General features: G+C 67.7%; 23 protein-coding genes. 16 read left to right on the forward strand and 7 right to left on the reverse strand.

The annotated features are described in order from the left end of the window. Positions 1 to 361: 361 nt before the first annotated feature. Positions 362 to 580, reverse strand: a complete 219-nt coding sequence (locus VMJ11_RS32205; RefSeq protein ID WP_325625075.1) for a hypothetical protein — start codon at positions 578 to 580, stop codon at positions 362 to 364. A 10-nt stretch (positions 581 to 590) separates the two neighbouring features. Between VMJ11_RS32205 and VMJ11_RS32210 the strand changes: the two genes are divergently transcribed. After that, entirely contained in the window at positions 591 to 851 is a 261-nt protein-coding gene (locus VMJ11_RS32210) for a hypothetical protein (RefSeq protein ID WP_325625077.1), read from the forward strand. A 55-nt stretch (positions 852 to 906) separates the two neighbouring features. Here VMJ11_RS32210 and VMJ11_RS32215 read toward each other — a convergent pair whose 3' ends face one another. After that, entirely contained in the window at positions 907 to 1,710 is an 804-nt protein-coding gene (locus VMJ11_RS32215; protein WP_325625079.1) for a helix-turn-helix transcriptional regulator, read from the reverse strand. 253 nt (positions 1,711 to 1,963) lie between these two features. On the opposite strand from VMJ11_RS32215, the gene VMJ11_RS32220 reads away from it, so the two are divergent. From VMJ11_RS32220 to VMJ11_RS32230, 3 genes are all read left to right on the forward strand, one after another. Further along, complete coding sequence (locus VMJ11_RS32220) at positions 1,964 to 3,196, forward strand: AAA family ATPase (protein WP_325625080.1); 1,233 nt, start codon at positions 1,964 to 1,966, stop codon at positions 3,194 to 3,196. Positions 3,197 to 3,210: 14 nt separating this feature from the next. After that, positions 3,211 to 4,989, forward strand: coding sequence for a cobaltochelatase CobT-related protein (locus tag VMJ11_RS32225; protein ID WP_325625082.1), 1,779 nt, complete (start codon positions 3,211 to 3,213; stop codon positions 4,987 to 4,989). A gap of 107 nt (positions 4,990 to 5,096) precedes the next feature. Continuing rightward, positions 5,097 to 6,242 (forward strand): J domain-containing protein, encoded by a 1,146-nt coding sequence (locus VMJ11_RS32230; protein ID WP_325625083.1) that lies wholly within the window; start codon positions 5,097 to 5,099, stop codon positions 6,240 to 6,242. A gap of 23 nt (positions 6,243 to 6,265) precedes the next feature. Here the strand turns inward: VMJ11_RS32230 and VMJ11_RS32235 are convergent, their stop codons facing one another. Further along, positions 6,266 to 6,556, reverse strand: a complete 291-nt coding sequence (locus tag VMJ11_RS32235) for a DHCW motif cupin fold protein (protein ID WP_414694545.1) — start codon at positions 6,554 to 6,556, stop codon at positions 6,266 to 6,268. Positions 6,557 to 6,663: 107 nt separating this feature from the next. On the opposite strand from VMJ11_RS32235, the gene VMJ11_RS32240 reads away from it, so the two are divergent. Further along, positions 6,664 to 8,274, forward strand: coding sequence for an AMP-binding protein (locus VMJ11_RS32240; protein WP_325625084.1), 1,611 nt, complete (start codon positions 6,664 to 6,666; stop codon positions 8,272 to 8,274). 26 nt (positions 8,275 to 8,300) lie between these two features. Here the strand turns inward: VMJ11_RS32240 and VMJ11_RS32245 are convergent, their stop codons facing one another. From VMJ11_RS32245 to VMJ11_RS32255, 3 genes are all read right to left on the reverse strand, one after another. Beyond that, positions 8,301 to 9,662: a PucR family transcriptional regulator gene (locus tag VMJ11_RS32245; RefSeq protein ID WP_325625086.1), complete on the reverse strand. Its 1,362-nt coding sequence runs from the start codon at positions 9,660 to 9,662 to the stop codon at positions 8,301 to 8,303. Positions 9,663 to 9,771: 109 nt separating this feature from the next. Then, positions 9,772 to 10,950: a porin gene (locus VMJ11_RS32250; RefSeq protein ID WP_325625088.1), complete on the reverse strand. Its 1,179-nt coding sequence runs from the start codon at positions 10,948 to 10,950 to the stop codon at positions 9,772 to 9,774. Between the two features lie 143 nt (positions 10,951 to 11,093). Next, positions 11,094 to 13,010 (reverse strand): bifunctional sugar phosphate isomerase/epimerase/4-hydroxyphenylpyruvate dioxygenase family protein, encoded by a 1,917-nt coding sequence (locus VMJ11_RS32255; RefSeq protein WP_325625107.1) that lies wholly within the window; start codon positions 13,008 to 13,010, stop codon positions 11,094 to 11,096. A gap of 302 nt (positions 13,011 to 13,312) precedes the next feature. On the opposite strand from VMJ11_RS32255, the gene aroQ reads away from it, so the two are divergent. From aroQ to VMJ11_RS32310, 11 genes are all read left to right on the forward strand, one after another. Further along, a complete protein-coding gene (aroQ, locus tag VMJ11_RS32260) occupies positions 13,313 to 13,768 on the forward strand; it encodes a type II 3-dehydroquinate dehydratase (protein WP_325625090.1) in 456 nt (151 codons plus the stop codon). Next, positions 13,765 to 14,664 (forward strand): shikimate dehydrogenase, encoded by a 900-nt coding sequence (locus VMJ11_RS32265; RefSeq protein WP_325625091.1) that lies wholly within the window; start codon positions 13,765 to 13,767, stop codon positions 14,662 to 14,664. The genes aroQ and VMJ11_RS32265 overlap by 4 nt, the downstream gene beginning before the upstream one ends. An 88-nt stretch (positions 14,665 to 14,752) precedes the next feature. After that, the gene (locus VMJ11_RS32270; protein WP_325625109.1) at positions 14,753 to 16,069 is read left to right on the forward strand and encodes an MFS transporter; all 1,317 of its coding nucleotides are present in this window, start codon (positions 14,753 to 14,755) and stop codon (positions 16,067 to 16,069) included. Between the two features lie 196 nt (positions 16,070 to 16,265). Beyond that, positions 16,266 to 16,934 carry a TetR/AcrR family transcriptional regulator gene (locus tag VMJ11_RS32275; protein ID WP_325625092.1) on the forward strand — a complete coding sequence of 223 codons (669 nt, stop codon included), beginning with the start codon at positions 16,266 to 16,268 and terminating at the stop codon, positions 16,932 to 16,934. 354 nt (positions 16,935 to 17,288) lie between these two features. Continuing rightward, positions 17,289 to 18,962 carry a methyl-accepting chemotaxis protein gene (locus VMJ11_RS32280; protein WP_414694546.1) on the forward strand — a complete coding sequence of 558 codons (1,674 nt, stop codon included), beginning with the start codon at positions 17,289 to 17,291 and terminating at the stop codon, positions 18,960 to 18,962. A gap of 43 nt (positions 18,963 to 19,005) precedes the next feature. Beyond that, positions 19,006 to 19,533: a chemotaxis protein CheW gene (locus VMJ11_RS32285; RefSeq protein ID WP_325625096.1), complete on the forward strand. Its 528-nt coding sequence runs from the start codon at positions 19,006 to 19,008 to the stop codon at positions 19,531 to 19,533. Further along, positions 19,533 to 21,074 (forward strand): CheR family methyltransferase, encoded by a 1,542-nt coding sequence (locus VMJ11_RS32290; RefSeq protein ID WP_325625097.1) that lies wholly within the window; start codon positions 19,533 to 19,535, stop codon positions 21,072 to 21,074. Before VMJ11_RS32285 ends, VMJ11_RS32290 begins: the two co-directional genes overlap by 1 nt. After that, positions 21,067 to 21,786 carry a chemotaxis protein CheW gene (locus VMJ11_RS32295; protein ID WP_325625099.1) on the forward strand — a complete coding sequence of 240 codons (720 nt, stop codon included), beginning with the start codon at positions 21,067 to 21,069 and terminating at the stop codon, positions 21,784 to 21,786. The genes VMJ11_RS32290 and VMJ11_RS32295 overlap by 8 nt, the downstream gene beginning before the upstream one ends. Further along, positions 21,783 to 24,104, forward strand: coding sequence for a hybrid sensor histidine kinase/response regulator (locus VMJ11_RS32300; protein ID WP_325625100.1), 2,322 nt, complete (start codon positions 21,783 to 21,785; stop codon positions 24,102 to 24,104). The genes VMJ11_RS32295 and VMJ11_RS32300 overlap by 4 nt, the downstream gene beginning before the upstream one ends. Then, the gene (locus tag VMJ11_RS32305) at positions 24,101 to 25,126 is read left to right on the forward strand and encodes a chemotaxis response regulator protein-glutamate methylesterase (protein WP_325625102.1); all 1,026 of its coding nucleotides are present in this window, start codon (positions 24,101 to 24,103) and stop codon (positions 25,124 to 25,126) included. Before VMJ11_RS32300 ends, VMJ11_RS32305 begins: the two co-directional genes overlap by 4 nt. Positions 25,127 to 25,307: 181 nt before the next feature. Beyond that, a complete protein-coding gene (locus VMJ11_RS32310; RefSeq protein ID WP_325625111.1) occupies positions 25,308 to 26,285 on the forward strand; it encodes a diguanylate cyclase in 978 nt (325 codons plus the stop codon). Positions 26,286 to 26,412: 127 nt separating this feature from the next. On the opposite strand, the gene VMJ11_RS32315 is transcribed toward VMJ11_RS32310, so the two are convergent. Further along, positions 26,413 to 26,641, reverse strand: a 229-nt coding sequence (locus VMJ11_RS32315; protein WP_325625103.1) for a hypothetical protein, incomplete at its 5' end; no start/stop codon positions are given.

Raw genomic sequence — 26,641 nt, forward strand, 5'->3', positions numbered from 1 at the left:
CTTTGCCGCCTCGGATCGCTGCCGGAAATTGTCGTGTCGCTGCATGCGCATTCTCATGATTGTTGTGCCGCCGACGCCGGGCTTTGCCGTGCAGCGAAGGCCGAGACTCGCAGTCTAACCAACTCGTGCGCCAATTTCGAAGCGTTAGTTATTTGAAAGGTTTTGGCGTATTACAAGAGCCCGATTTCGTTATGTCACGTTACAGAGGAAAGGTGAAAGAATCTCTTCTCTAATTAATTTGTAAGCTTTGGGTGATGGACTTGCACGACTGATGCCATTTGGACCAATGCACTCGGAGGCCATCGGCCGGTGAGCTTGAGCGTTTCGAGTATCGATGAACCATCTTCTCGCTGGCTGCACATCACCGATTACGCTTGCCGATCACGTTGCGGTAATAATTAGGATCACAAATCAAATTGCGGAAGGTGATTTTTCTCCGGTGAGCGAATGTCTGGTTTGCTGACGTTTGCGTTCCGGCACTGCACCGCATGGCGGGGTCGTGGAAATGCCCGCCTTTCAGCCGCATCTGGCGGCTTGCCGCCTGGGCCACTATGTAATGCACAAAAGCTTCGTTGCCCACAGGCACTCTGATGACTACAGTGGAAGCGGTCACGCCTTGCAAGGAGTACATGATGTCGATTCTGATGGGGCCGGTGCATTACGCCCAGCGCGTGCTCGCGCGACGGCGGCTGGTGGATGCTCCGCCCGATGATTCAGACGCTTCCCGGTCGAACGGAGCCCCGGAGCACGAGGATCTCGAGCGTATTGCAACGTATGCACGGGCCGGTTACTTCAATATGGGATACACGTTCGACATGTTTCCGCTCGTGGGCGACCTGCCGCCACATTGAGCGCGTCAAATCGCACCGACCCGAACCTATCCTCGCCATCACGCAAAAACAGGTATCAGTGCGCTTCGCCTTCTTGCGCAAAGCCGAGCGTCCCGGCCGGCCGGAACTCGCTGGGAGGAATGCCCAGTTCGCGGCGAAACATGTCGCTGAAGCTGCTCGGCAGGTAGCCCAGCATGCGCGCCACGGTGCTCACGGGCTGGCCTTCCGCCAGGCGCGACACCGCCATGGCGAGCTGCACCTGGCGCCGCCATTGCGCAAACCCCATGCCCAGCTCGCGCGTGAAAAGCCGCGCGAGCGTGCGCACGCTTGCGCCCACGGAGGCGGCGTGCTGTTCGAAGCCGATATCGGCCGATGGGTTCTCGATTACCGCCCGGCATAGCATGGCGAGCCGGCGGTCGGACGCGTCGGGAAGCGGGATGCGCAGCGTGGAGCGCGGCGCGTGCGCGAGCTCGATGGTCGCGAGGCGGTAGGCCGCGGTGAGCCAGGCGTCGTCGTCTTCGCTTGTGCGCTCGGCGAGGCGCGTGATCAGTTCGCGCAGCAGGCCGGTGACTTCGAACACTTCGCAGCGGCTGCTCAGGTGCTGGCTGTCGCGCTCGTGCAGATAGAGGTTGCGCATCTCCACGGCGCTGAGCATATGGATGGCGTGCTGCGTGCCAGGCGGCAGCCATACGGCGCGCTGCGGCGGGACCACTAGCGCCTCGCGCTCTACCTCCACCCACATCACGCCGGACACCGCGTAGAGCACCTGCGCCCATGTATGCGAGTGCGGCTCGATGTGCAGTCCGCGCGGATACGTGCGCGCGAGTGTTCGGCCGTGCCCGGGCTCGTCGTCGAGGTCGGGGGGCGTGGCCAGGGGCATGGGGAAATCTCCGGGGATGAGCGAGGCGCGACTCGGTTGGCGTTGCGTTCGCACGTCGGCCATCGGTCATCGCACGGCACGCGGCGATCGTCACGCTAGCACGGTTGGGCGCAGGGTGAAAGCACACATGCCCGCCTGTTCCCGGGGCGGGGCGGGCGACGTGCGCCTGTGCCCCGTTTTTGCGTGCTGCGGTACGCGCGGGTAAGATGAGGCGATTTACCGGGCCGTGCGCCCGTGCTTCGCTCTCCTGCTCATGAACGCATCCGATCCCGCAGTCCAGAACGAAAGTCCGCTGGGCTTACTGACGCGCGGTGCCGGCCACGCGCGCGAATGGTGGCGCGTCTCGGCTTCCGAGCGCGCCCACATGTACCGCATCGAGCACGGCCATGGCGAGCACGACGAAGTCGACATCGACACCGTCGTCGATCTCGACAATCTCGAAGCCAAGCTGCTCAAGTGGCGCCGGGAAGGCTTCGTTTCCGAAGCGCAGCGCGCCGACGAAGTGCGGGCCGCGCAAGCGGGCAACGTATTCGCCCACACGTTGCAACAGGCCGCGGCCATGGCGCGCGAGGCCAGAACTGCCGAGGCGGCCTTGCGCGCCCGAACGAACCCGGTGGCCACGGTACGCATCGGCGGGGTGGAGGTGCCACGCGGCGAGGCCAACGCGCTGGTGCCGCGCGTCAACGACGCCTACCTCTTCACGGCGCGCGGCGAGGACATCGCCCAGGACATCGCGGAAAATCGCCGCGTGATGCTGATCGGCCATACGGGCTCGGGCAAGACGAGCTTTATCGAGCAGGTGGCCGCGCGCGCGAACCATGGCGTGCTCCGCGCGAACATGAACGGCCAGACGACGATCGGCGACTTCGTGGGCTTCTGGAGCGTGAAGGGCGGCGAAACGATCTGGGTGGACGGCGTGCTTCCCGTGGCGATGCGCGAGGGCTACTGGCTCATCATCGACGAACTCGATTTTGCCGAGCCGTCCATTCTCGCCGTTCTGACCGCCGTGCTCGAGCCGAACGGGCGCCTGCTGCTCAAGGAGCGCGGTAACGAGATCGTCGAGCCACATCCGTCGTTCCGACTTTTCGCCACAGCGAACGCGGCGGGCGCGATGAGCGCCTACCGCCATCTGTACCAGGGCGCCAATCTGCTCAACGAAGCGTTTCTCGACCGTTGGCGCGTCTATCTCTTCGACTATCTCTCAGCTGAAGAGGAGACCGAAGTATTGCTGCGTATGTTGCCGCAGCTCACGCGGCCGCTTGCGCACACGCTCGCGGCCATCGCCGCCGACTGCCGGGCCGCGTTCGTACGCGAAGACCTGGCGAGTGCCTTCTCCACGCGGCGTCTCATCGACTGGGCCGAACTCATGCTGCGTACGGGCGACGTCGAGCGCGCGGCCGGCCCGGCGATCTATGCGAAGGTCGGCGCGGACGACGCGGCGCTGATCCGCAGCATCATTCGCCACCACGTGATCTTCGACGCCTGAGCGCGGAGGCCGCCATGTCCCGTCCGCAAGCCGAAATCGAAGGCTTCGCCGCGAGCGGCGATCCCGAGGGCGCACTCGGCCGCCTCGCGCGCGTGCTGACTGGGGACACCCGCGTGAGCGTGGCGTTCGGCGCGGGCGAACCGCGAGTGGAGGGCGAGCGCTTCGTGTTGCCAGCGCGCCTCGCGGATGCACCCGCAAGCGAGGCCGCGGTGCTGGGCGCACTCGACTTGCTGGCCGCGCGGCATCGCTACAGCGAAGTGGCGCGTCTCGACGCGCCGCAGGCCGGCGTGACGGGGCGCATCGCCCAGGCCGTCGAGGACCGCCGCGTGCTTGCGCAACTGGCGCAGGTTTTTCCCGGCGCGCGCCGCTACCTCGAGCGCTGGCGCGCGCAACGCGCGCAGGAGATCGCGCGGCGCTGGCCAGCGCTGGCCTGGCGCGAACGGCTCGCGTGGGCGATCGAGCGCACGCTCTGGGGCGAAGCGCCAGGCGGGCTGGAGCGCGACGCCGCGGCGCTGGCCGCCGCGCTGCGTGCGATCGAGGGTCCGCTCGACGCGGCGCGCGCGAGCCAATCGACGCGTGCAAGCGTGCGCGCAGCCGAATCGATCGTGGCGGCCGTGCGCTCGCTCGCTTCGCGCGGCGCGAACAACATGATGCAGACGGCGGGGCCGGCGGAGGGGCTCGATGAGGACTCCGCACGGCTCGCGCAAGCCATGGACGAATTCGGCACGCAAGACGAAATCGAGCCACCTGGCAGCGGCGCGCCGGGAGACGACGCACGGGATGGCGACGATGGGGCGCTCGCGCGCGCCACGGCCGAAGCCAATTCGGCCGCGCTCGCGTCGCTTTCCGAAGCCGACGCACCGCACGCCGCTGGCGCATCGCGCAGCAGTGCCCATACAAGGCCCCGTTTGTCGATCCCGCTCACCACGGCTTTCGATACCGTCACCGACCTCACCGGCCGCAGCGACGCCACTGCCTGGCGCAAGCTGCGCGCGCTGGCCCGCGCGGAGACCGGCGCGCTCAAGACTCACCTCGAACGCGTGCTGAAGGCCGAAGAACTCACGCACTGGAAGCGCGAGCAGGAGCGCGGCGAGATCGATCGCGCGGCGCTCGCGCGTCTTGCCGCCTCGCACGGCTACCGCACGCCGTTTCGCGTGGCGCGCCATGCGAGCGGGCGGGACACGGTGGTAACGCTCCTCATCGACCTGAGCGGCTCGATGGCGGGCCGCAAGATCGAGCTTGCGCGCCTGTGCGCGGCGGCGCTCGCCGACGCGCTCACGCAACTGGCCTTCGACGCCGAAGTGCTCGGCTACAGCTCGATCGAAGTGCCCGAAATGCGCGCGCACTTTGAGCGCGAATGTGCGGCGGGTGCGAACCTGCGGCCCTATAACCGCTTCGTGGAGCGGCTCGATCTGCGCGTGTTCAAGCGCTTCGGTTCGCGCGACCTGAGTGGACTCGCGGCCATCGAATGCGGCCACGAGAACCCCGACGGCGAAGCGCTCGCCTGGGCCGCCGCGCGTCTCGCGCAGCGCATGGCGCGGCGACGGCTCCTCTTCGTGCTCTCCGACGGCTATCCCTCGACGAGCGACGGGGACGCCGCCGTGTTGCGCAGCGATCTGCTCGCGCGCGTGCAGGCGGTGAAGGAGCAGGGCATCGAGCTAGTCGGCATCGGCATACTCGACGATGCCGTCGAGGCCTTTTATCCGCACGCCGTGGTCGTGCGCAGGCTGCACGAGCTGCCCGCGGTCGCGTTCGCCACATTGAGCCGCCTGCTGGCGGCGCGGCCGCAATGAGCGCGTCGGGCGGGCGCAGGGGTGGTTTTCTTGCCGGACCCCGCGCGGTGCACTAACTTGATTGAAGCAGATCCCAGTCGCTATCCACTGAGGAATACATAAAGGTCATGCCAGGCCACGATTACCGACCCGTGGATTACGACCGCCTCTACTACCGGCTCGATCTGGAGCCTGGTGCGAGCGAGGCGGACATCAAGCACAACTATCGCCATCTCGCGCAGATCCTGCATCCCGACAAATGGCGCCACCCCACGGCTGTCTCGATGCGTTGGGCCGACGAGCAGTTCAAGCGCATGAAGGAAGCGCGCGAGCTGCTCGAGGCCTATTGGTCCGTGCATCACGCGCCGCCGGTGAGCCGCTCGGCGCTCAGCATCGCACAGGCCGAACAGCTGCACGCGCAGATGCAATCGCTGCTGGCGCAGCGCGAACGCGTGCGCGGCGAGCTCGACGCGCTACGCGCCGAGCGCACGCGCACGCTAGACGAAATCCAGCGTATGAAGATCGAGCGCGACGTGCTGCGCGGCGAACTCGTCGGGCTGCGCGACGAGGCGCACGTCGCGCGAGCGCACGCGACGACGGTCGAGCCGCAGCGAGAAGCCGCGCCGCAAGCCGTTGACGCACCCTCGCGGCCGAACGGCGGCATGCGCGACTTCCTGTTTTCCCGGTTCGACGACCCTTCGCGCGGCTGGCTCCTCACGCTCTCCGCGAGCGTATTCGCCTGCATTGTGATCTTCGTGCTCGCGCATCTGATTGTGAGCGTGGCGCTCGCGCCAATCGCCCGCTTCGAGGCCGGCCGCTGGTTTGCGCGTATGCTGCAGTGGGCGCTCGTGGCGGGCGGCGTCGTGCTCGTGTTTGGCTGGGGCTGGGCGCAGCGCACGCTGTACCGCGCGGGGCATGCCGGCCGCGAGCACGCGGTGGCCCTGCCCGCCGATGAAACGCGCCGCCGCGTGAGCGCGGCGTTGCGCCACGAACCGCACTATGGCGCTGAATGGAGCGTGGAGTCGTACGAGGCTGCGCCCGATGAAACGCGCTTCGCGTTGCGCGCGCTGCTGCGTTTCTCGTCAGGCGGCCAGCCAGGTGCGCGACGTCATACAGTAACGTTCTACTGCCAGGCGCGCGCGGCAGGCGCCGCGCAGACGGCGCTCGCGTATGACTTTGCCGTGGCGGCCCCCACCTGGTGGCTCGTGCCCGCCGCGCGCGTGGTGCGAGATCTGCGCAAGCGGCTCGACGCGGATCTCGGTGCGCCGCGCTGAACTCGCGGCCAGGTGAGCTGCCTTCAATCGACGATGAAGAGTTTCGCGCCCGTGCGCGTGTACGACTGATGCGCCTCGGCGTCGTCGCCGACCTGATAGCTCATGCCGGGCGTGAGCACGAACTTGCGCCCGTCATCGAGCGTGGCTTCGAGTTCGCCTTCGAGGCAGAACAGAATGTGTCCTTTCTTGCACCAATGGTCCGCGAGGTAGCCGGGCGAGTATTCGACCATGCGTACACGGATGGGGTCTGGAGTGCCGATGTTGGTTGTCTGGAGCGGTGCCGCCGCACACGCGCAAGCATTGTGATTTATCACAAACACGTTATCCGCTTTCCCAGTTCTCCCGGTGTGGGCGATGCCTTAGGATGGAGTGCACAAGACTCGGCGCAAAAGTACCAGCCCGCGCCCCCATGGAGACGAACGTGACGAAAGCCCCCTGGCTCGCCAGCTATGGCGATATTCCCGCAGCCATCGATCCCGACGTGCATCCGTCGCTCGCCCACCTGTTCGACGAAGCAATGCGTCGCTACGCGCATCGGCCGGCGTTGCGCTCGGGTGACGTCACGCTCAGCTATGCCGATGTCGATCGTCTGTCGCGCGACTTCGCGGCCTGGCTCCAGCACGCGGGCGTGAAGAAGGGCGATCGCGTCGCCGTGATGCTGCCGAACCTGCTTGCGTTTCCCATTGCGCTTATCGGCATCGTGCGGGCGGGTGCCGTGCAGGTGAACGTCAATCCGCTCTACACGCCGCGCGAGCTTCAGCATCAGCTGGTCGATTCCGGCGCGCAAACGCTCGTGGTGTTCGACGCCGCGCTGCCAACCTTCGAAGCGATCAAGGCGAACACGCTCGTGAAGACCGTGCTGAGCGTTGCCGCGACCGATGGCGCGAGTTCCCCAGATGCGAGCGCGCCGCAGCCCGGCTCGTTTGCCGCAGCGCTCGCGCAAGGCGCTGCGTTGCCCTTCGAGCCGCCCGCATTGAGCGGGGGCGACCCGCTCTTCCTGCAATACACGGGCGGCACGACCGGGCTTTCCAAGGGCGCGCTGCTCACGCATCGCAACCTCGTCGCGAATGTGGAGCAGTTCAAGACCTTCATGCCGGGCTTCATGACGCCGGGCGAGGAGGTGGTCGTCACCGCGCTGCCGCTCTATCACATCTTCGCGCTCACGGTGAACCTCATCACCTACTTCTCGATCGGCGCGGAGAACTGGCTCGTTGCGAACGCACGCAATCTCGACGGTCTGATCGATGTGTTCAAGGCCGCGCGCCCCACGAGCTTCATGGGCGTGAACACGCTCTATGCGGGGCTCGTCGCGCATCCGCGCATCAGTGAGGTCGATTTTTCGCGGCTGCGCCTCGCGGGCGGCGGGGGCGCGGCGGTCATTCCCACCGTTTCGGTACGCTGGCAGGCCATCACGGGCGGCTTCATCCGCGAAGGCTACGGGCTATCGGAGACGAGCCCGGTGGTGTCGTTCAATCCGGCGAGCGTCGACCGCTTCACGGGTACCACGGGGCTGCCGGTGCCGTCCACTCACGTCAAGCTCGTCAACGACGGCGTGGAGGCCGCGCCGGGCGAGGCGGGCGAGATCTGCGTGAAGGGCCCGCAGGTCATGCAGGGCTACTGGAATCAGCCCGAGGCCACGCGCGCGGCCTTCACCGAGGACGGCTATTTCCGCACCGGCGACGTGGGCATGTTCGACGAGGGCGGCTTCCTGCGCATCGTCGACCGCTCGAAGGACATGATCCTCGTTTCGGGCTTCAACGTGTATCCGAACGAGATCGAAGCGGTCGTGACGGCCTTGCCTGGCGTGGCCGAATGCGCGTGCGTGGGCGTGGCCGATGAAAGAACCGGCGAGGCTGTGCGCGTGTTCGTGGTGCTCGCGCGTGAGGCGGCGCTGAGCGAGGATTCGGTGATCGCACATTGCCGCGCGCAGCTCGCGGCGTACAAGGTGCCGCGTGCGGTGAGCTTCGTCGAGGCGCTGCCGAAATCGACCGTGGGCAAGATACTGCGGCGCGAGTTGAGGGGGGCGGCTTAAGCCGTGATCGAGATGCGGCGCGTCATTCAGCGCGCCGTGGCTCTCGTTTTCTTCGCCACCGCGCGCGCCTTTCTCTCCTTCTTGCGCGTATCCCGCCCGGCATCGCACGTCGCCCCGCGCAACTTCAACGCGATATCCAGCCTCGCAATCCAGTGCGCGTCGTCGAGCTTCGCGCCAAGCAGGGTTTCGATGCGCTCGAGCCGGTAGTCGAGCGTGTTCGGATGCACGCCAAGCGCCTCCGCCGCCTGGCGGCGGCGTTGTCCGCAGGCGAACCACGCCTCGAGCGTGGCGAGCAGGTCCGCTTCGCCCGCCAGTTGCTCGGCAAGCGAGACGAGATAGCGCAGCACGTTGGCGCTGCTGCGCACGCTCTCCTCGATGGCGATCGACGAAAAGCGGTGTACTCGGTCGGCGTGGTCGTCGCCGTCGCCCGTACTGTTGCCCGCGCCGTTGCGCGCCTTGTTCCCGCGAGGCGCGAAATCGACAGCCTTGAGCGCTTCTTCCACCGAGGCTGCCCAGCCTCGCGCACCTTCATTCAAGAGCCCAATGCCGATGCTGCGCACGCGCGGCTCCGCGCGGGCGAGCGCGGCTGCGTGCTCGGCGGCGCGCTGCTCGTTGCGCGTCATCGAATCGCCGCGCACGCAAGGCAGCCAGAACACGAGCCGTTCGCGGTGCCATACGCGCACGAGCGCGTCGGGCTTGAGCTCGAAGTGACGCGCTGCGCCGAGCGCGAAGCGGTCGAGTGCGTCCTCGCGCACCGAGGGCGCGTGATCGCGCAGATCGAGATCGACGGCCAGCGCAATGCGCGGCAGCGTCGCGTCGAGGCCGAGCGCTTCGACGGTCTCGCGAAAGCGCGCGGCGTCGTCGGGGGCATGGAACACGAGGTCGTAGAGCTGCTGCAGCAGTGATCCGCGCCAGCGCGCCTGCTGATGTTGCTCGTCCAGATAGGCTTCGGCGATATGTTCGGCCATCGCGTCGAAGTAATCGAGCAGATAGGGCGAAATCTCGAACAGCAACTCGTGCGCAAGCGCCGGGTGCGCCTCGGCAAGCTCCGTGCAGGTGCGCCAAAGCTCGCGCGCGCCGAGGCGAAACGCGCGCAGCAGCGAGCGCAGCGGCACGTTCTGGTGCACGCGGCGGCGCGCGAACGCGGCAATCTGATCCATGACCTCCGCCGTGGGCGGCGTGCCGTCGAGCAGGCACTGGAACCACAGTTCGGCCGAAAACGCGATCGACGAGAAAATGTCCTTGCGTGCCGCCGCCGTGAGCGTGCTATAGCCTTCGAGCGAAAGCAGCGTCTCGTAGGTTCTCTCGACGGCCTTCGATTGGGTTTTGGCGAGCGTGCGCAGCCGGCTGCGCAGGCGTGGGCTAATAGTGGGAACGGGCGGCGGCACGGTGAGTTCGCGGATCCAGTGAGAGGGTTTCCGCGAGTGTACTCAGCGACGTACCGCCGCGTCGAGGGTGTGCGCATTCACGCGGCAGCGTGCGACCCCCGGCGGTGCGTCAGAACAACAGCGCGATACCTGCCATGCCGACGAATTGCGAGCGCGTGGACGAGGGCGTGGCGTTCTGCGAGTCGCCCACGGCCGGGCTCGCTTTGACGATGTCGCCCGCGCCGTTCGCGCCGAGCGTCTCGCCGCCCGCGTGCTGGTATGCCTGCAGCGCGTAGAGCGTGGTGCGCTTCGAGAGGTGGTAGGACTCCTTGAGCGAATACTGCTGATAGCGCGCGGCGCTCGTGATGCCGTTGGCCTGCGTCGCCATCATGTATGCGAAGCCGCCTCCCACGTCGAAGGCGGGCGTGAAGCGGTAGACCGCGAGCGCGGACCAGGTGTTGAAGATGGCGGTGTCGTGGAAGATGGACTTGCCACCGGCAATGTACTGAACGTTCGAATACGATGCGCCGAGGGTGAGGCTGCCGAGCGTGTAGTTGCCGGCCACGGCGATGTGCTGCACCGCGCTCGCCGAAACGTAGCCCGTGTTCAGCGAGGACTTGCCGAAGCTGCCAGTGGAGGAGGTGTCGAAACCGCTCGTCAACTGCGCGTTGTCCATACGCAGATAGCCCGCCCCGAGGCTCACGGGGCCAGCGGAGTACCGCAATGCGGCGCTCCACGTCTGGCCCTTGCCGGTGCTGCCCGCAATGCCGCCGAACGCGTACATGGCGCTCGCCTGCAAGCCGTACCAGGTGGGCGACGTGTAGGTGGCCGAGTTGTTGATGCGGATGGTCGTGTCCAGACCGTCGATATCGCCCGGGTGCGCGCCGGTCGCGCCAGTGAGCCAGGCGCTGCCCGTGAGCGGCCCGACGAACAAATAGTACGGGGTGTACTGGCGACCGAGCGTGAGCGTGCCCGCGCTCTGGTTCTGCAGGCCCACGTAGGCCTCGCGGTTGAAGATCAGGCCGCTTGAGGAGAGCGCTCCGCTGTTGGGGTCGAAGCCGTTCTGCAGGTCGAAGATCGCGAACGTGCCGCCGCCCAGATCCTCCTTGCCTTGCAGGCCGAATTTCGAGGCATACAGGTTGCCCTGGCGCAGGTAGACGTTCGAGTGACCGTTCTGGTTGTTCACGTAAGTAATGGCGTCGTCGACAGCGCCATAGAGCGTGACGCTGCTCTGTGCGAGCGCGGGATGAGCGACGAGAGCAGCGCTGGTTGCGAGGAACGTACCAAGACCGAGGCCTGCTTTCTTCATTGTGATGCGTCTCCAGTTAAATTTGGACTACTTATTTTTTCGATGTGCGCGACGCCGCATACGTACACACGATGCGGCGCGCGAGTGGCACGCATGAGCGTGCTTCTCGCGAGAAGTGACTGCTGGTTAAGGTGTTGCTGACGTCAAGCCTGTGGCGCGCGCGCTTCCTGCGCGGCGAGCACGCGCTGCCGCGCCTGTGCCGCGAGGCGCACGGCGGCGTTGGGGGCGCCATAACCGTCGTAACCGCCGCGCCGTTCCACGATCTCGAGGAAGAAACGCTGATCGAGCGTTTCCGTGTACGCGTGCAGGAACTCGCCGCCGCGTTCGTCGCGATCGTAAAGCAGGTTGTGCTGGCTCAGGGCGTCGAGGAAGGCCGGGTCGAGGGCGTGGCGCGCGTCGAGATCGTCGTAGTAGTTCGCGGGCACACGCAGCAGCGGCACGCCGGCCGCTTCGAATTCGGTGACAGCGCGGAAGATGTCGCCGGTGCTGAACGCCACGTGGTTCAGGCCGGTGCCATGATAGGCGCGCACCGTCTCCGCGGCGGCCGTATGCTGGTCCACCGAGGCATTGAGCACGACGCGCAACGCACGGTCGCGGCTGAAGAGCGCGCGGCTGCGCACGAGGCCGTACGGGTCGGGCAGCAGCACGGCCGCGCTTGCCTCGAGACCGAACACCGACTTCAGGAACAGCACCCACGAGTCGAACGAGCCCGCCGGCAGTGACAGACTCACGTGATCGATGCCGACGATCGGACCCACCTCCACGGGACCGTCGATATCGGTCAGCGTGAAATCGGCTTCGAAAAGCGTCGGCTGGCCCGGCTCCTCATTAACGAAGTAGTTAAGACTGCCGTCCGGGCCCTGCACGGCGGGCACCACGCGCTCGTTCGGACCCACACGGCCCGAGAACGGCTGGTAGCCGAATCCCGCTGCGCGTTCGAGTGCGAGGCGCGCATCGTCGACGCGAAACGCCGATGCGCACAGCGACAAGCCATGGCGCTGGAAAAATGCGTCGGCGAACGAGTCGGGCTCGGCATTGAGCACGATCGCGGCCGAGCCGTGCTGATAGAGCGTCACGTCCTTCGAACGGTGCTGGCCCGCGCGGCGGAAATGCAGCTTTTCGAGCCACTTGGCCACATGCGCGCGTGCCGTGTCATCCACCGCGAATTCGAGGAATTGCCACTGTGCATTGGCGGGCGCGGAGGGCGGGTGGTAGAGCGCAGGCGCTTCGACATGCTCCTCGCGCAACGACTCGCGCGTGAGCTCTTCGAGCAGTAGCAGCGAGCGATGGCCGTCTGCAGCCGTGGCGGCGGGCGGCGCGCCGCGAAAGCCGTCGTTGAAGATTTCGAGCGAGAGCGGGCCCGTGTAGCCGCTTTTCACCACCTGCGCCGTGAAGTCGGCGAGCGCGAAATCGCCCTGGCCCGGGAAGCAACGATAGTGCCGGCTCCATTCGAGCACGTCCATCTGCATTCTCGGCGCGTCGGCGATCTGCACGAAGCCGATCCGTTTGCCCGGAATCGAGGCGATGCCGTCGGGCACGTCGTCGAGCGAGAGCGTGTGGAAGCTGTCGAGCGCGAGCGTCAGATTAGCGTGATTGACCGTGTTGACGAGCCGCCACGCGTGAGAGTAGGTGCGAACGTGACGCCCCCACGCAAGCGCTTCATAACAGATCGTCACGCCTGCTGCGCCCGCGGCCTGCGCGAGCGCGCCGAGCTGCTCGGCGGCGAGGCCGTCGTCGCAGATCGTCTCGGGCGAAACATTGCTGCACACCAGCAAGCGATCGGTGCCGAGCTGATCCATCACGTCGAACTTGCGCTTCACGCGTTCGAGATTGCGCGCGAGGCGCTCGGGCGCGACGCCCTCGAAATCGCGGAACGGCTGATACAGCACGATATCGAGGCCCAGGTCGGTGGCCATGCGGCGCACGTCGGCGGGCGAGCCCTCGAAATAGAGCAGATCGTTCTCGAAAATCTCGACGGCGTCGAAACCCGCGGCGCGGATCGCGGCGAGCTTTTCGGCGAGCGTGCCGCTGATCGACACCGTGGCGATCGAGCGGCGCAGCGCGTGAGCATGGGCTTGGGCTTGGGGCGGCTTGGACATGGACATGGCGAGTGCGGCAGCGGCGTTGAAAAGAGTCCTCTGCGGCGGCGTGCGGGCAGGCGCTTGAAGCATAGTGCACCGTGGACACACTTGCCGCTGGAGTGTCCGAAGGATACGCAAAACTAACTAGTTAGTACAAATTCTCGCAAACCCCAGGTGACCGGCGCGCCGCTACGCGGCACACTGGCGGCTATGCGGTGAAGCGTGCGTCAGTTCCTGAGCATGCGCCGTGCCGGTCGTGTAGCTGTTCTGGAGTATGTGCGATGCAATTGCCTGCGGTGCTGGTCCTCAATGGGCCGAACCTGAATCTGCTGGGAACGCGGGAACCCGCGATCTACGGTGCCGAAACGTTAGATGACGTTGCCAACCTGTGCCGCGAGGCGGCGGGGCGTCTGAAGCTCGAAGTCGACTTTCGCCAGTCGAACGGCGAACATCAGCTGATCGACTGGCTGCACGAGGCGCGTACGCGCGTGGACGGCATCGTCATCAATCCGGCCGCCTATACGCATACGTCGGTTGCGATCGCGGACGCGCTTTCTGCCATTGCGAAACCCGTGATCGAGGTCCATATTTCGAACGTGCACAAGCGAGAGGCGTTCCGGCACCATTCCTTCGTCTCGCCGATTGCGGACGGCATTATCGTCGGCTGCGGCACGCAGGGATATGTGCTCGCGCTGGAACGCATGGCCACGCTGCTTGCGAAAAAGGTGTCGAAATGAGTGCCCCGAAGCATGCGCTGGGCGCGCGCGCAAGCGCCCACTCGTTTCTCTGCGGGCTGATCGGCTCGGGCATTGGCGGCTCGCTCACGCCGGCAATGCATGAAAAAGAAGGTCGTGAACTCGGCTTCAACTATGTGTACCGGCGCATCGATCTCGAAGCGCTGAAGCTCACGCCCGCGGCGCTGCCCGAACTGCTGCTCGGGGCCGAGCGCATGGGCTACGACGGCCTGAACATCACGTACCCGTGCAAGCAGGCCGTGATCGAGCTGCTCGACGAACTCTCCGAGGACGCCCGCGCGCTCGGCGCCGTGAACACGGTGCTGCTGCGCGACGGCAAGCGCATCGGCCACAACACCGACTGGTCGGGCTTCGCGCGCGCGTTCCGGCGCGGCCTGCCGGACGTTTCGCTAGAAGCGGTCGTGCAACTGGGCGCGGGCGGCGCGGGCGCGGCGGTCGCGCACGCGGCGCTGACAATGGGTGCGCAGGCGCTCACGCTGTTCGATGTGGACGCCGCGCGTGCCGAGGCGCTCGCCGCCGAACTGCAGGCGCGTTTTCCGGCCGCGCGCGTGAGGGCGGGCGGTGAGCTGCGTGAGGTGCTGCAGCAGGCGTCGGGCCTCATTCACGCCACGCCTACCGGCATGGCGAAGCTGCCCGGCATGCCGCTGCCGGCGGAGTATCTGCACGAGCGGCTGTGGGTGGCCGATATCGTCTATTTCCCGATCCGCACGGCGTTGCTCGAAGCCGCAGAGGCGCGCGGCTGCCGCACGCTGAGCGGCGGCGGAATGGCGGTGTATCAGGCAGTGGAAGCGTTCCGGCTTTTCACGGGCGTCGAGCCCGACGCGGAACGCATGTATGCACATCTGCAGTCCATGCTGGCGGCCAACGCCGGCGAATAAAAATAGACAGGAGTGAGACATGGCACCACCCGTATCCACGGGGCGCGGCGACGCGCCGACGGTTTCCGCCACGCCCGCCGAGGGCGTGATGCGCCGCTCGAAGGCCCGCTATCGCATTCTGGGGCTGCTGGCCGTCGGCACGATGATCAACTACCTCGATCGCACCGTGCTCGGCATTGCGGCGCCGCAATTGACGAAGGAGCTGGGCATCAGCGCGGCGCTCATGGGAGTCGTGTTCTCGGCGTTCTCATGGAGCTACGTGGTCGCGCAGATTCCGGGCGGCGTATTCCTCGACCGCTTCGGCAGCAAGTTCACCTACTGGCTCTCCATGACGCTCTGGTCGCTCTGCACGCTGGTGCAGGGCTTCGTGGGCGGCGTGGGCGCGCTGTTCGCGTGCCGCCTGGGACTCGGCGCGGCGGAGTCGCCGTGCTTCCCGACCAATAGCCGCGTGGTCGCCACGTGGTTCCCGCAGAGCGAGCGCGCGTTCGCCACGGGCACCTATACGGTGGGCGAGTACGTCGGTCTCGCGTTCTTCAGCCCCTTCCTGTTCGCGCTGATGGGCGCCTATGGCTGGCGCTCGTTGTTTTACGTGGTGGGTGGCGTGGGGATCGTATTCGGTCTCGTGTGGTGGTTTCTCTATCGCGAGCCGCATGAGCACCCTGCGGCCAACCGCGCCGAGCTCGATTACATCGAAGCGGGCGGTGGCCTCGCGCGCCACGAGCGCAAGGCCGAGCCGCAAGCCGGCGCCGCTGCCTCGCAGACACAGGCTGAGCCGCAGAAGAAGGGCTTCGACTGGCGCATGGCGGGGCAGCTCGTGCGCCGCCGCCAGCTTGCGGGCATCTGCCTTGGCCAGTTCGCGGGTAATTCGACGCTCGTGTTCTTCCTCACGTGGTTCCCGACTTACCTCGCCACCGAGCGCCACATGGGCTGGCTCAAGATCGGCTTCTTCGCGATCATGCCGTTCATTGCCGCCTCGGTCGGCGTGATGTTCGGGGGGACGTTCTCGGACTGGATGCTGCGCCGCGGCGTTTCGGCCAATGTGGCGCGCAAGCTGCCGATCATCGCCGGCCTGCTGCTTGCCTCGACCATCATTCTTGCGAACTTCGTGCAGAGTAATGTGGCCGTTATTGCGATTCTCTCGGTGGCGTTTTTTGCGCAGGGCATGGCCGCGCTTGGCTGGACGCTCGTCTCGGATATCGCGCCGGCCGGCATGCTCGGTTTGACGGGCGGCATTTTCAATCTCGCCGCCAATCTCGCGGGTATCGTGACGCCGCTGGTCGTGGGTTTGATCGTGGGCGTGACGGGGTCGTTTGTCTGGGCGCTTGTGTTTATTGGTGTGATCGCGCTGATTGGGGCGGCTTCTTATATCTTTATCGTCGGCGATATCAAGCGGATTGAGCTGTGAGTTGTCTTTGGGTTTTGGGGTTTGTCGCGGGGGTTGGTGCTTTGGCATTTCCTTGTTTTCGCTTCGGTGTGCCAGGGGCAACGCTGGCATACCGACACGAAAACAAGGAAACCCCAAACCCTCAAGCCCCGCGACAAAAAAAGCCACCATGCTAAAATCGCCCGCATTCCCTCCTTGCTGCGCGCATCAAACAAATATGCCAAGACCGGCGGCTCCGGCCGAACGCAACGATGCTCAATCCGAAAGCCGGCGCAAGTACGATCCCGAGCAGACCAAACGCAACATCCTCGAAGTCGCGACCGCCGAGTTTTCGGCGATGGGTCTCGCAGGCGCGCGCGTCGACGCAATCGCCGAGCGCACCAACACGACCAAGCGCATGCTCTATTACTACTTCGGCAGCAAGGAAGGGCTGTACGAAGCAGTGCTCGACAAGGTCTACGGCGACATCCGCGCGCTCGAACTGGACCTGCACATCGACGAACTGGACCCCGTGGAGGGCCTGCGGCGGCTCGTCGAATTCACCTTCGATTATCACGACCGCCATCGCGACTTCGTGCGCCTCGTGACCATCGAGAACATTCACGGCGCGAAGTACATCGAGCGCCTGAAGACGTTCCGCAGCCGCAACGCCAGCGCAATCCGCACGATCGAGGACCTGCTCGCGCGCGGTGTGGCAAGCGGTGCGTTCCGCGACGACATCGACCCGATCGACCTGCACCTGCTCATTAGCTCGATGTGCTTTCACCGCGTGGGCAATCGCCACACGTTCGGGGCGGCGTTCGGGCGCGACCCCTCGCATCCGCGCCTGCGCGCACGCCACCGCGAAATGGTCGTCGACGCGGTATTGCGCTTCGTGAAGAAGTAAGTCGAGGGGGGGCGCCAAGGTGGGGCCGCCGATGTGTGCCCTCCAACCCGGGGCCGGCAGCCTTCGACCGTCCAGCTGGCCGGCGTCGATGCACCACGCATTGGCGCGAGCGCAAGCGCATCCCCTCACTCGCCTGCAAACTTGACCGGCAGCGCCACTCGCTCCGCGTTCAATTCGCCGGCAAGCCCCATCTGGCGCGGCTATGCGAGCGGCTTCCGCACCCCAAAAAAGTGCGCAAACCCATTACACTACGGCGGTCAAGGCCGTGAAACCGGCCTCGCCCTGCGCCGCCGCGCCCAGCCTCGCCGGCAGGGGTGGCGCGCCGGTCCCCGTCACCGGAGAGCCCTTAGCGCAATGAGCACCGCCATGCCCCGTTCCGGCCAAGCCGGCCTGCCCCGACAGACTCACGGTCGTTTCACCCTCGGCACGCGCATCGTGCTCAGCTTCGGCCTGCTGTTCGTGCTGATGCTCGTCATGGCCGTCATTTCCTGGAACCGCCTGCGCGCCATCGACAGCGAAGCGCTGAGCCTCACGCGCGATTCGGTCCCGGGGCTCTACTACGCCACTTCGATGCGCGCCGCGGCCAACCAGACCTACAGCCTCATCGAGCGTGCAGCCTTCGTCGACTCCGATCCGGACACCGTCGCGCGCGACCTCGCCGGCCTGCCGGCGGCCGTGGCGCAGGTAGACGCGAACTCCCGGCAGTACGAGCGCTCGCTTTTTCGCAGCGACGACCGCGAGCGCTTCCAGCGCTTTCGCGAGGCCTACGGGCGCTACCTGCCGATGCTGACGGCGGTCGCGCACCAGATTCCCGCGTCGCGCGAGGCCGCGCAGGCCGCGTTCATCCAGATCGGGCCGGCGTGGCAAGAGGTGCTTGCCACGGCCAATGCGCTCGTCGACGAGAATCGCCAGCAGGCCGACGACTCCGCGCAGATCATCCGCAGTTCGGTTACGGGCACGGAGATCATGCTCGCCACGGCGCTCGGCGTCGTGCTGCTCGCCGCGCTCGTCACGGGCTATGCGCTCTATCGCGCGATCACGGTGCCGATGGCGCGGCTCGTCGAGGTCCACGACTCGATGCGCACCGGCAATCTTTCGCAGCGCCTCGCACTGAACCGCAGCGACGAATTCGGCGCGCTGGAGAGCGGCTTCAACCGCATGAGCGACGAACTCGCGGGCCTTGTCGCCCAGGCGCAGAAGTCGTCGCTGCAGGTCACGACCTCGGTGGCCGAAGTGGCCGCGACCTCGAGGGAGCAGCAGGCCACGGCGAGCGAGACGGCGGCCACGACGACCGAGATCGGCGCGACGTCGCGCGAGATCTTCGCCACGGCGCGCGACCTCGTGCGCACCATGAGCGAGGTGGCGAGCGTGGCGGAACAGTCCGCTGTGCTCGCCGGCACGAGCCAGAGCGGCCTGACGCACATGGAAGACACCATGCGTAGCGTGATGGAGGCGGCGGGCTCGGTGAACGCGAAGCTCGCGATCCTCAACGAGAAGGCCGTGAGCATCAACCAGGTCGTGGCGACGATCACGAAGGTGGCCGACCAGACGAACCTCCTTTCGCTGAACGCGGCGATCGAGGCGGAAAAGGCGGGCGAATACGGGCGCGGTTTCTCGGTGGTCGCCACCGAGATCCGGCGCCTTGCGGACCAGACGGCCGTGGCGACCTACGACATCGAGCAGACCGTCAAGGAGATCCAGTCGGCGGTTTCGGCGGGCGTGATGGGCATGGACAAGTTCGCCGAGGAAGTGCGGCGCGGCATGCACGACGTGCAGGCCGTGAGCGTGCAGCTTTCGCAGATCATCGGCGCGGTGCAGACGCTCGCGCCGCGCTTCCAGCTCGTCAACGACGGCATGCAGGCTCAGGCCACGAGCGCCGAGCAGATCACCCAGGCGCTCACGCAGCTTTCCGAAGCCGCCCAGCAGACCGCGGAGTCGCTGCGCCAGTCGTCCCAGGCCATCGACAATCTCACGCTCGTCGCCAACGAACTGCGCACGGGCGTGTCGCGGTTCAGGATCGAGGCGTGATGCCCCCGAAAGACACGGCCGCCTGCCACTGAACGGAACCGCGATGCTCTTCCTGTTGTTCGAGCTGGACGGCGAACGTTACGCGATCGATGCGCGCGAGATCGCGCACGTGCTGCCGCTCGCGCCGGTGCGCGCGTTTGCGGGCACGCCGGCCTATATCGCCGGCGTGATCGATTACGAGGGCGCGCCCGTGCCCGTGGTCGATCTGCCGATGCTCGCGCTCGGGCGGCCCGCGCGCGCGCTCATGTCCACGCGGCTCGTGCTCGTGTACGACCTCGGGGATCAAGGCGAAGAAGGCCGCCATGACGCGAAGGCGCCTCCCGCGCCGCCGCGCCGTCTCGCGTTGCTGCTCGAATGCGCCACGCGCACGCAGTCGATCGCGCCGGAGCGCTTCGCCGAAAGTGGCATCGCCACGCCCGAGGCGCGCTGGCTCGGCCCCGTCGCACGCGACGAGCGCGGCTTCGTGCAGTGGGTCAAGGTCGCGCAGTTGCTCGATTCGCGCGTGCGCGCGCTGCTCTTTCCCGAGCCGCCTTCGTGGCAAGTTCCGCCCGAACGAGCCGGAGGCGAGTGATGAGGCTGGCCGACCCGCGCTTTTCCGCATGGCTGCTCGACGAAACCGGCATCGATGCCGAATCGCTCGGCGCGAATGCGCTCGCGCGCGCGGTGGGCGCGCGAGCGGCGGCGACCGTCGGTGCGGAAAGGCTTGAAGCGTCTCATGCGTCCCATACGTCCCATACGTCCCATACGCGCGACAGGCGGCACGCGCGCCACACGCCCCAAGCGCATGCGGCTGCCGCGCGCAACGACTGGGCGAGCGGCACGACGCTGCCGGAATGGGCGCGCGAAGCGTACTGGCAGCGCCTCACCACCACGGCAGCCGAGCGCCAGGCGCTGATCGACCTGCTCGTGGTGCCCGAGACCTGGTTCTTTCGCGAGCGCGAGGCCTTCGCGGCGCTCGCGCGGCTTGGCGCGAAGCGACTCGCGGCGCAGCCGGGCGAGGTGCTGCGCGTGCTGAGCGCGCCGTGCTCGAGCGGTGAGGAGCCATACTCGGCGGCCATGGCGCTGCTCGACGCGGGTCTCGCGCACGAGCAGTTCGCCATCGACGCGATCGACATCAGCGCGCACTCCATTGCGGCGGCCGCGCGCGGCGTTTATGGCCGCAACGCGTTTCGCGGCGACGGCCTCGCGTTTCGCGAGCGCTACTTCGAGGCGACGCCCGCGGGCTGGCGCATCGCCGCGACGGTGCGGCGCGCCGTGACCTTCGAGCGCGCGAACCTGTTCGAGTGGCTCACCGTGCATCCGGTGCGCTACGACTTCATTTTTTGCCGCAACGTGCTGATCTATTTCGATCGCGCCGCGCAGGACCGCGCAATCGGCCTCTTGCGCGCGCGGCTCGCCGAGGGCGGCATGATTTTCGTGGGCCCGGCAGAAACGGGGCTGATGATGCGCCATGAGATGTCAACCGCGTATATTCCGCTCGCCTTCGGTTTTCGTGAGCCGACGCGTGAAGCGGAGGCGGCGCGCGGCACGGCGGACGCTGCGCCGGCCCGCGCGCCGCTGCCGGCGATCGCCGCAACGGCTGCCGCTCCCGCGCTCAGCAGCGTATCGGTGTTCACGCCGCTGGATGCGCCAGTGGCTGCCCCGGCGCGCCGGCCCGCGCCGCCGCGGCTCGGGTTGCGGCCCTTGCACGGCGCGCCGGCCCCGCGCGCGGCGGCCGTGGTGCGCGCACCGGCGGTGAGCAGCGCGCAGACGGGCTCCCCGATGAACACGCGCCTGCCCGAAGCCGCGCTTGCCGAGGCGCGCCGCCTCGCCGACGCGGGGGCACTCGACGAGGCTGAACGCCTCGCGGCGGATGCGGCGAAGGCGCTCGCACACAACGCCGATACGTGGTACCTGCTCGGCCTGATCGCGGACGCGCAGGGCCGCGCGTCCGTCGCGCTCGCGCACTACCGCAAGGCGATCTATCTGGAGCCTTCGCACTACGAAGCGCTCACGCATCTGGCTGCGCTGCTCGAAGTGCAGGGCGACGGCGACGGCGCACGCCGGCTGAAGCGCCGTGCGCAGCGCGCGGCGCAGCGCGGCGATCCGAACGCGGGAGGCACACATGCCTGAGCGCGATCTCATGCCGGATCCCGCACAGGCGGGTGCGCTGCCCGCGATGTGCTGGAACGTGATCGGCACGCGGGGCGACAACTCGTGCCCGCGCCTCGAAGCGTGCGTGCGCTGCCTGAATTGCCCGGTTTTCGAGGAAGCCGCCGCGCGCATGCTCGATCGGCCTGCGCCGGCCGTACAGAGGTCCTCGCAGGCACTGACGCCAACCGCTGCCGAGCCTGCGCGCGCACAAGCGGGGCCGCAGGCGCGCACCGAAGGCTCGCTCGTGTTTCGCGTGGGCGCCGAGTGGCTCGCGCTGCCCGCCGCCGTGCTGCGGCACGTGGACGAAGCGCGCAGCATCCACACGCTGCCGCATCGGCGCAGCGCCGCCGTGCTCGGCGTGGTGAACGTACGCGGCGTGCTCACGCTCGCGGCCTCGCTTGCCGCGCTGCTGCACATCGAGCCAGCCGCGGCTGATATACCCGGGGCCATGCGGCGCGCCGCCATGCCGCGTCTGCTCGTGACGCAATGGGCGGGCGCGGCGACGGCGTTTCCCGTGGACGATGTCGAAGGCGTCGCGAGCTTCGCCGCCGACGCTTTGCTGCCTGCGCCGGCCACGCTCGCGCAGTCGGCGCGGCGGCACGTGCGGGGCGTGACGAGCTGGCGGGGCCGCTCGGTCGGCGTGCTCGACGCCGAAGCGTTATTCGACACGCTTGCGAGGAGTTTGCGATGAGCGACGACGAACTGAGCCGCCGCTCGCTGCTCGACCTGTTCCGGGAGGAAGCGCAGGCGCAGGCGCGCACGCTCTCGGCGGGTTTGCTCGCGCTCGAGTCCGCGCCCGAGGACGCATCCACGCTCGAAGCCTGCATGCGCGCGACGCACTCGCTCAAGGGCGCGGCGCGCATCGTCGGCCTTCCGGAGGCGGTCGAGGTGGCGAGCGCGATGGAGGATTGCTTCGTGGCCGCGCAGCGCCGCGAATTGCGCGTCGATGCGGCGCGCATCGATGTGCTGCTCGTCGGCATCGACATGCTGATTGCGGCGGGCGACGCTGCGGCGCCGCCTCTCGCGCGCGAGAGCGTCGAGGCGTTCGTCGCGCGGCTCGGCGGGTTGGCGCCTTCCGGCGGGGCAGCCGTTGGCGCACGTGTTCTGCCGGGCGCGCCGGAACGCGACGGTCAACCCGAAGGTCAACCCGACGAGCTCGCCACGCTGGCGGCATCGCTGCGTTTGCCCGAACCGGAACGCGCAGGCGCTCCCGCAGCCGTCGAACAGGCTGCATCGGACGAGGCGCGGGAGCCGCATTCAGCCGATGCCGAGCGCATGCTGCGCGTGCGCGCGGGCACGCTCGACCGGCTCCTCGGTCTCGCGGGCGAATCGCTGGTGGAGTCGCGCCGCATGCGTCCGTTCGCGGATGGACTCTTGCGAGTGCGTCGTGCGCAAGGCGATCTGCTCGCGGCGCTGGGGCATTTTCAGGAGCGTCACACGGATGCGCTCGATGCCGACGCACGCGCCGCGCTGGCCGGCATTCGCGAAGCGCTGGGCGCGCTCGATCGTCAGCTTTCCGAACGATTCGACGATCTCGATCGTATCGACCGCCGTGGCACGCAGCTCGCGCAACGCCTCTATGACGAGGCCTTGCAATGCCGCATGCGGCCGTTCGGCGACACGGCGCACGCGTATCCGCGCATCGTGCGCGATCTCGCGCGCTCGCTTGGCAAACGCGTGCGCTTTTCGATCGTCGGCGAGTCGACCCAGGTCGACCGCGACATCCTCGAAATGCTCGACGCGCCGCTCGGCCACCTGCTGCGCAACGCGCTCGACCACGGTATCGAGGACTCCGAAACGAGGCGGCGCGCCGGCAAGCCGGAGGAAGCGCGCCTCACGCTCGAAGCGCGCCACAGCGCGGGCAAACTGCTGATCGCCGTGGCCGACGACGGCGCAGGCGTCGATCTGGACGCACTGCGCGGGGCCATCGTCGCGCGAGGTCTTGCGCAAGCCGAGGCGGTGGCTGCGATGTCCGAGGCCGAACTGTTCGACTTCCTGCTGCTACCGGGCTTCTCGCTGCGCGACACCGTCACCGACGTATCGGGCCGTGGCGTGGGCCTCGACGCTGTGCAGAACTTCGTGAAGGCCGTGCGCGGCACCGTGCGTATCGAGAGTGCGGCGGGCGAGGGCACGCGCTTCGTGCTGCAGTTGCCGCTCACGCTCTCGGTAGTGCGCAGCCTGATCGCCGAGGTGGCGGGCGAAGCGTATGCGTTCCCGCTCGCGCATGTGCGCCGCGCGCTCAGCGTGCCGCAGAGCGCGATCGAGATGCTCGAAGGGCAGCAGCACATCGCTTTCGAAGGGCGGCCCGTGGGCCTCGTGACCGCGCGTCAGTTGCTCGGCGCGAGCGCAGAGCCCGCCGCCACGGAAAACGTGAACGTCGTGCTCATGGGCGGCGAGAGCGGCCTCTATGGCGTGGCCGTGGACCGCTTCGCAGGCGAGCGCACGCTCGCCGTGCAACTGCTCGATGCGCGCCTTGGCAAGGTGCGCAACGTCTCGGCGGCGGCGCTGCTCGAAGACGGCGAGGTGGCGCTCATCGTCGACGTGGAGGACATCGTGGCCTCGGTCGCGCGCCTCGTGCGCGACGGCAAGCTAGCGGGGGTGGCGCGCGGCGCGCGCGACGCGGTGCGCGATCGCAAGCGCATTCTCGTCGTCGAGGATTCGTTGACGGTGCGGGAGCTGGAGCGCAAGCTGCTCGAGAAGCGCGGCTACGACGTGACGGTGGCGGTGGACGGCATGGACGGCTGGAACACGTTGCGCAACGCGCGCTTCCACCTCGTCATCACCGACGTGGACATGCCGCGCATGGACGGCATCGAGCTCGTCACGATGATCAAGAACGACGCGCAGCATCGCAACGTGCCGGTGATGATCGTCTCGTACAAGGACCGCGAGGACGACCGGCGCCGCGGCCTCGAAGCGGGCGCCGACTATTATCTGACCAAGGGTAGCTTCCACGACGAGGCGTTGCTCGACGCCGTGAACGACCTGATCGGAGAGGCGACGGGATGAAGATCGGTATCGCCAATGACATGCCTCTGGCGATCGAGGCGCTGCGTCAGGCCATCGCGACGCGGCCCGGCCATCAGGTGCTGTGGGTCGCCACGAACGGCGAGGAGGCTGTGCAGTTCTGCGCGGCGCAGGTGCCCGACGTGATCCTCATGGATCTCGTGATGCCGAAGCTCGACGGCGTGGAGGCCACACGCCAGATCATGGCGCGCACGCCATGTCCGATCCTGATCGTCACGAGCAGCGTCGGCGCGAACGCCTGGCGCGTGTACGAGGCGATGGGCTCGGGCGCGCTCGACGCCGTCGATACGCCCACGCTCGCCGGGCCGAACACCCGCCGCACGATGGACCTGCTGCTCGCGAAGATCGAGCAGATCGGCCGCGTGTCCGGCGTGCTCGACGCGGCCCCGCGCGGCCCGGCTGTCGCGGAGCGCCCCGCGCCGGGCGTGCCCATCGTCGCGATCGGCGCCTCGGCGGGCGGCCCCAGCGCGCTCGCCACCGTGCTCGGCGGACTGCCTGCCAACTTCGGCGCCGGCATCGTGATCGTGCAGCACGTGGACCAGTCGTTCGCCGAGGGCATGGCCGGCTGGCTCGACGGGCAGACGCAACTCACGGTGCGCATTGCGCTCGAAGGCGAGCGGCCCGTGCCCGGCTGCGCGCTGCTCGCCGCGACCAACGATCATCTGCGCATGGCGGCGAACGGCAAGCTGACTTACACTCGCGAGCCCGCCGACACGCCATACCGCCCCTCCGTCGATACATTCTTTCACAGCCTCGTCGAGCAGTGGCCGGGCGAGGCGATCGGCGTGCTGCTCACGGGCATGGGCCGCGACGGCGCGATCGGCCTGAAGGCCATGCGCGCGCGAGGCTGGTACACGATCGCCCAGGACGAGGCGACGAGCGCCGTCTACGGTATGCCGAAGGCCGCGGCGGCGCTGGTCGCCGCGCGCGCGATCCTGCCGCTGCCGGCCATCGCGCCCGAACTCGCGCGCCGGGTCAAACCGTGGCTTACGCCTGCTGGCTAGCTGTCATCCATCACGAGACGCGACCGATATCATGACCGAGAAGTCCACTCTTCCTCCCAGCGCCGACTCCGAGGCCGACGCTGACCTCGACACCATCGGACCCGACGACGCGGCGCTCGCCGCGGCGCTCGAGGCCGCGCGCAGCGCGCTCGAGCAGCCGCTGCCGGGCGCCGACCTGCCGATGATGGTGCTGCTCGTCGACGACCAGGCGATCGTGGCCGAGGCCGTACGCCGCGCGCTCGTGAGCGCGAGCGAGATCGACTTCCACTATTGCGCGCATCCCGAGGAGGCCGTTCGCACCGCCGAGGAAGTGCGCCCGACCGTGATCCTGCAGGACCTCGTGATGCCGGGCACCGACGGCCTCACGCTCGTGCGCGCCTACCGCGCGAACGAGGCGACGCGCGACGTGCCGATCATCGTGCTTTCCACGAAAGAAGAGCCCACCATCAAGAGCGCGGCGTTCGCTGCCGGCGCGAACGACTACCTCGTCAAGCTGCCGGACAGCATCGAGCTCATCGCGCGAGTGAAATATCATTCGCGCTCCTATATGAGCATGCTCCAGCGCGACGAGGCGTATCGCGCGCTGCGCCGCTCGCAGCAGGAGCTGCTCAGGGCGAATCTTGAACTGCGCCGCCTCACGCATTCGGACGGCCTCACGGGCCTGTCGAATCGCCGCTATCTCGACGAATTCCTGGGCGCCGAATGGCGGCGCGCGCTGCGCGAGCACACCGAGGTCTCGCTGCTGATGATCGACGTGGACTATTTCAAGCCCTACAACGACACCTATGGCCACGTGGCCGGTGACAACGTGCTGCGCTCGGTGGCGGCGACGATCAGCCGCGAGACACGGCGTCCGCGCGACCTCGTGGCGCGCTTCGGCGGCGAGGAGTTCGCCGTCGTGCTGCCGGGCACCGGCAGCGCGGGCGCGCGGCTGATCGCCGAGAAAATGCGCCGCGACGTGGCGTCGCTGGCGTTGCCGCACGTGGGCTCTGCCGTGAGCGAGCATCTCACCATCAGCGTGGGCGTGGCCACGCTCACGCCCACGCCAGGGCTCGCGGAAACGGCGCTCGTCGAGGAAGCCGACGCCGCGCTCTACCGCGCCAAGCGCGACGGGCGCAATCGCGTGGCGTTTTCCACGCAGGTGTCGGCTCGCGCGTGAGCGGCGCGCCGCCCAGGCGCGCCTCGATGGACACCCTCAACCCGGCGTCCAGTCGTAAATCAGAATCTTGGCGCGAGCGTCGTCCTCCACGAGCAGCACGTAGTCGCCGTTCTCGCGCTGCGCGGCGCTAATGCCCATATAGATATCCACCCAGCCCGAGGTGCTGCCCACGTCCGCGCCGGGCGTCATCGCGCCGACGAACGTGCCGCTGCGCCTCGGTGGCGGGCGAGAAGCGGTAGATGCTCAGGTAGTGCGCGTATTCGTCGAGCGTATAGAGGAAAGGCTGGCCATCGAAGCGGCGCACCATGGGCGAGCCGCGCACGCCGCGCGCGGAGTGAAGCGCGGGATCGTCGGGG

Origin of the sequence: Paraburkholderia sp. (genome assembly GCF_035501035.1) — a bacterium.
Taxonomy (GTDB): domain Bacteria; phylum Pseudomonadota; class Gammaproteobacteria; order Burkholderiales; family Burkholderiaceae; genus Paraburkholderia.

Coding starts and splice junctions, on each gene's coding strand:
- VMJ11_RS32210 (WP_325625077.1), top strand. CDS start 591: ATGACTACAGTGGAAGCGGTCACGCCTTGCAAGGAGTACATGATGTCG.
- VMJ11_RS32215 (WP_325625079.1), bottom strand. CDS start 1,710: ATGCCCCTGGCCACGCCCCCCGACCTCGACGACGAGCCCGGGCACGGC.
- VMJ11_RS32220 (WP_325625080.1), top strand. CDS start 1,964: ATGAACGCATCCGATCCCGCAGTCCAGAACGAAAGTCCGCTGGGCTTA.
- VMJ11_RS32225 (WP_325625082.1), top strand. CDS start 3,211: ATGTCCCGTCCGCAAGCCGAAATCGAAGGCTTCGCCGCGAGCGGCGAT.
- VMJ11_RS32230 (WP_325625083.1), top strand. CDS start 5,097: ATGCCAGGCCACGATTACCGACCCGTGGATTACGACCGCCTCTACTAC.
- VMJ11_RS32250 (WP_325625088.1), bottom strand. CDS start 10,950: ATGAAGAAAGCAGGCCTCGGTCTTGGTACGTTCCTCGCAACCAGCGCT.
- aroQ (WP_325625090.1), top strand. CDS start 13,313: ATGCAATTGCCTGCGGTGCTGGTCCTCAATGGGCCGAACCTGAATCTG.
- VMJ11_RS32265 (WP_325625091.1), top strand. CDS start 13,765: ATGAGTGCCCCGAAGCATGCGCTGGGCGCGCGCGCAAGCGCCCACTCG.
- VMJ11_RS32270 (WP_325625109.1), top strand. CDS start 14,753: ATGCGCCGCTCGAAGGCCCGCTATCGCATTCTGGGGCTGCTGGCCGTC.
- VMJ11_RS32275 (WP_325625092.1), top strand. CDS start 16,266: ATGCCAAGACCGGCGGCTCCGGCCGAACGCAACGATGCTCAATCCGAA.
- VMJ11_RS32280 (WP_414694546.1), top strand. CDS start 17,289: ATGAGCACCGCCATGCCCCGTTCCGGCCAAGCCGGCCTGCCCCGACAG.
- VMJ11_RS32285 (WP_325625096.1), top strand. CDS start 19,006: ATGCTCTTCCTGTTGTTCGAGCTGGACGGCGAACGTTACGCGATCGAT.
- VMJ11_RS32290 (WP_325625097.1), top strand. CDS start 19,533: ATGAGGCTGGCCGACCCGCGCTTTTCCGCATGGCTGCTCGACGAAACC.
- VMJ11_RS32295 (WP_325625099.1), top strand. CDS start 21,067: ATGCCTGAGCGCGATCTCATGCCGGATCCCGCACAGGCGGGTGCGCTG.
- VMJ11_RS32300 (WP_325625100.1), top strand. CDS start 21,783: ATGAGCGACGACGAACTGAGCCGCCGCTCGCTGCTCGACCTGTTCCGG.
- VMJ11_RS32305 (WP_325625102.1), top strand. CDS start 24,101: ATGAAGATCGGTATCGCCAATGACATGCCTCTGGCGATCGAGGCGCTG.
- VMJ11_RS32310 (WP_325625111.1), top strand. CDS start 25,308: ATGATGGTGCTGCTCGTCGACGACCAGGCGATCGTGGCCGAGGCCGTA.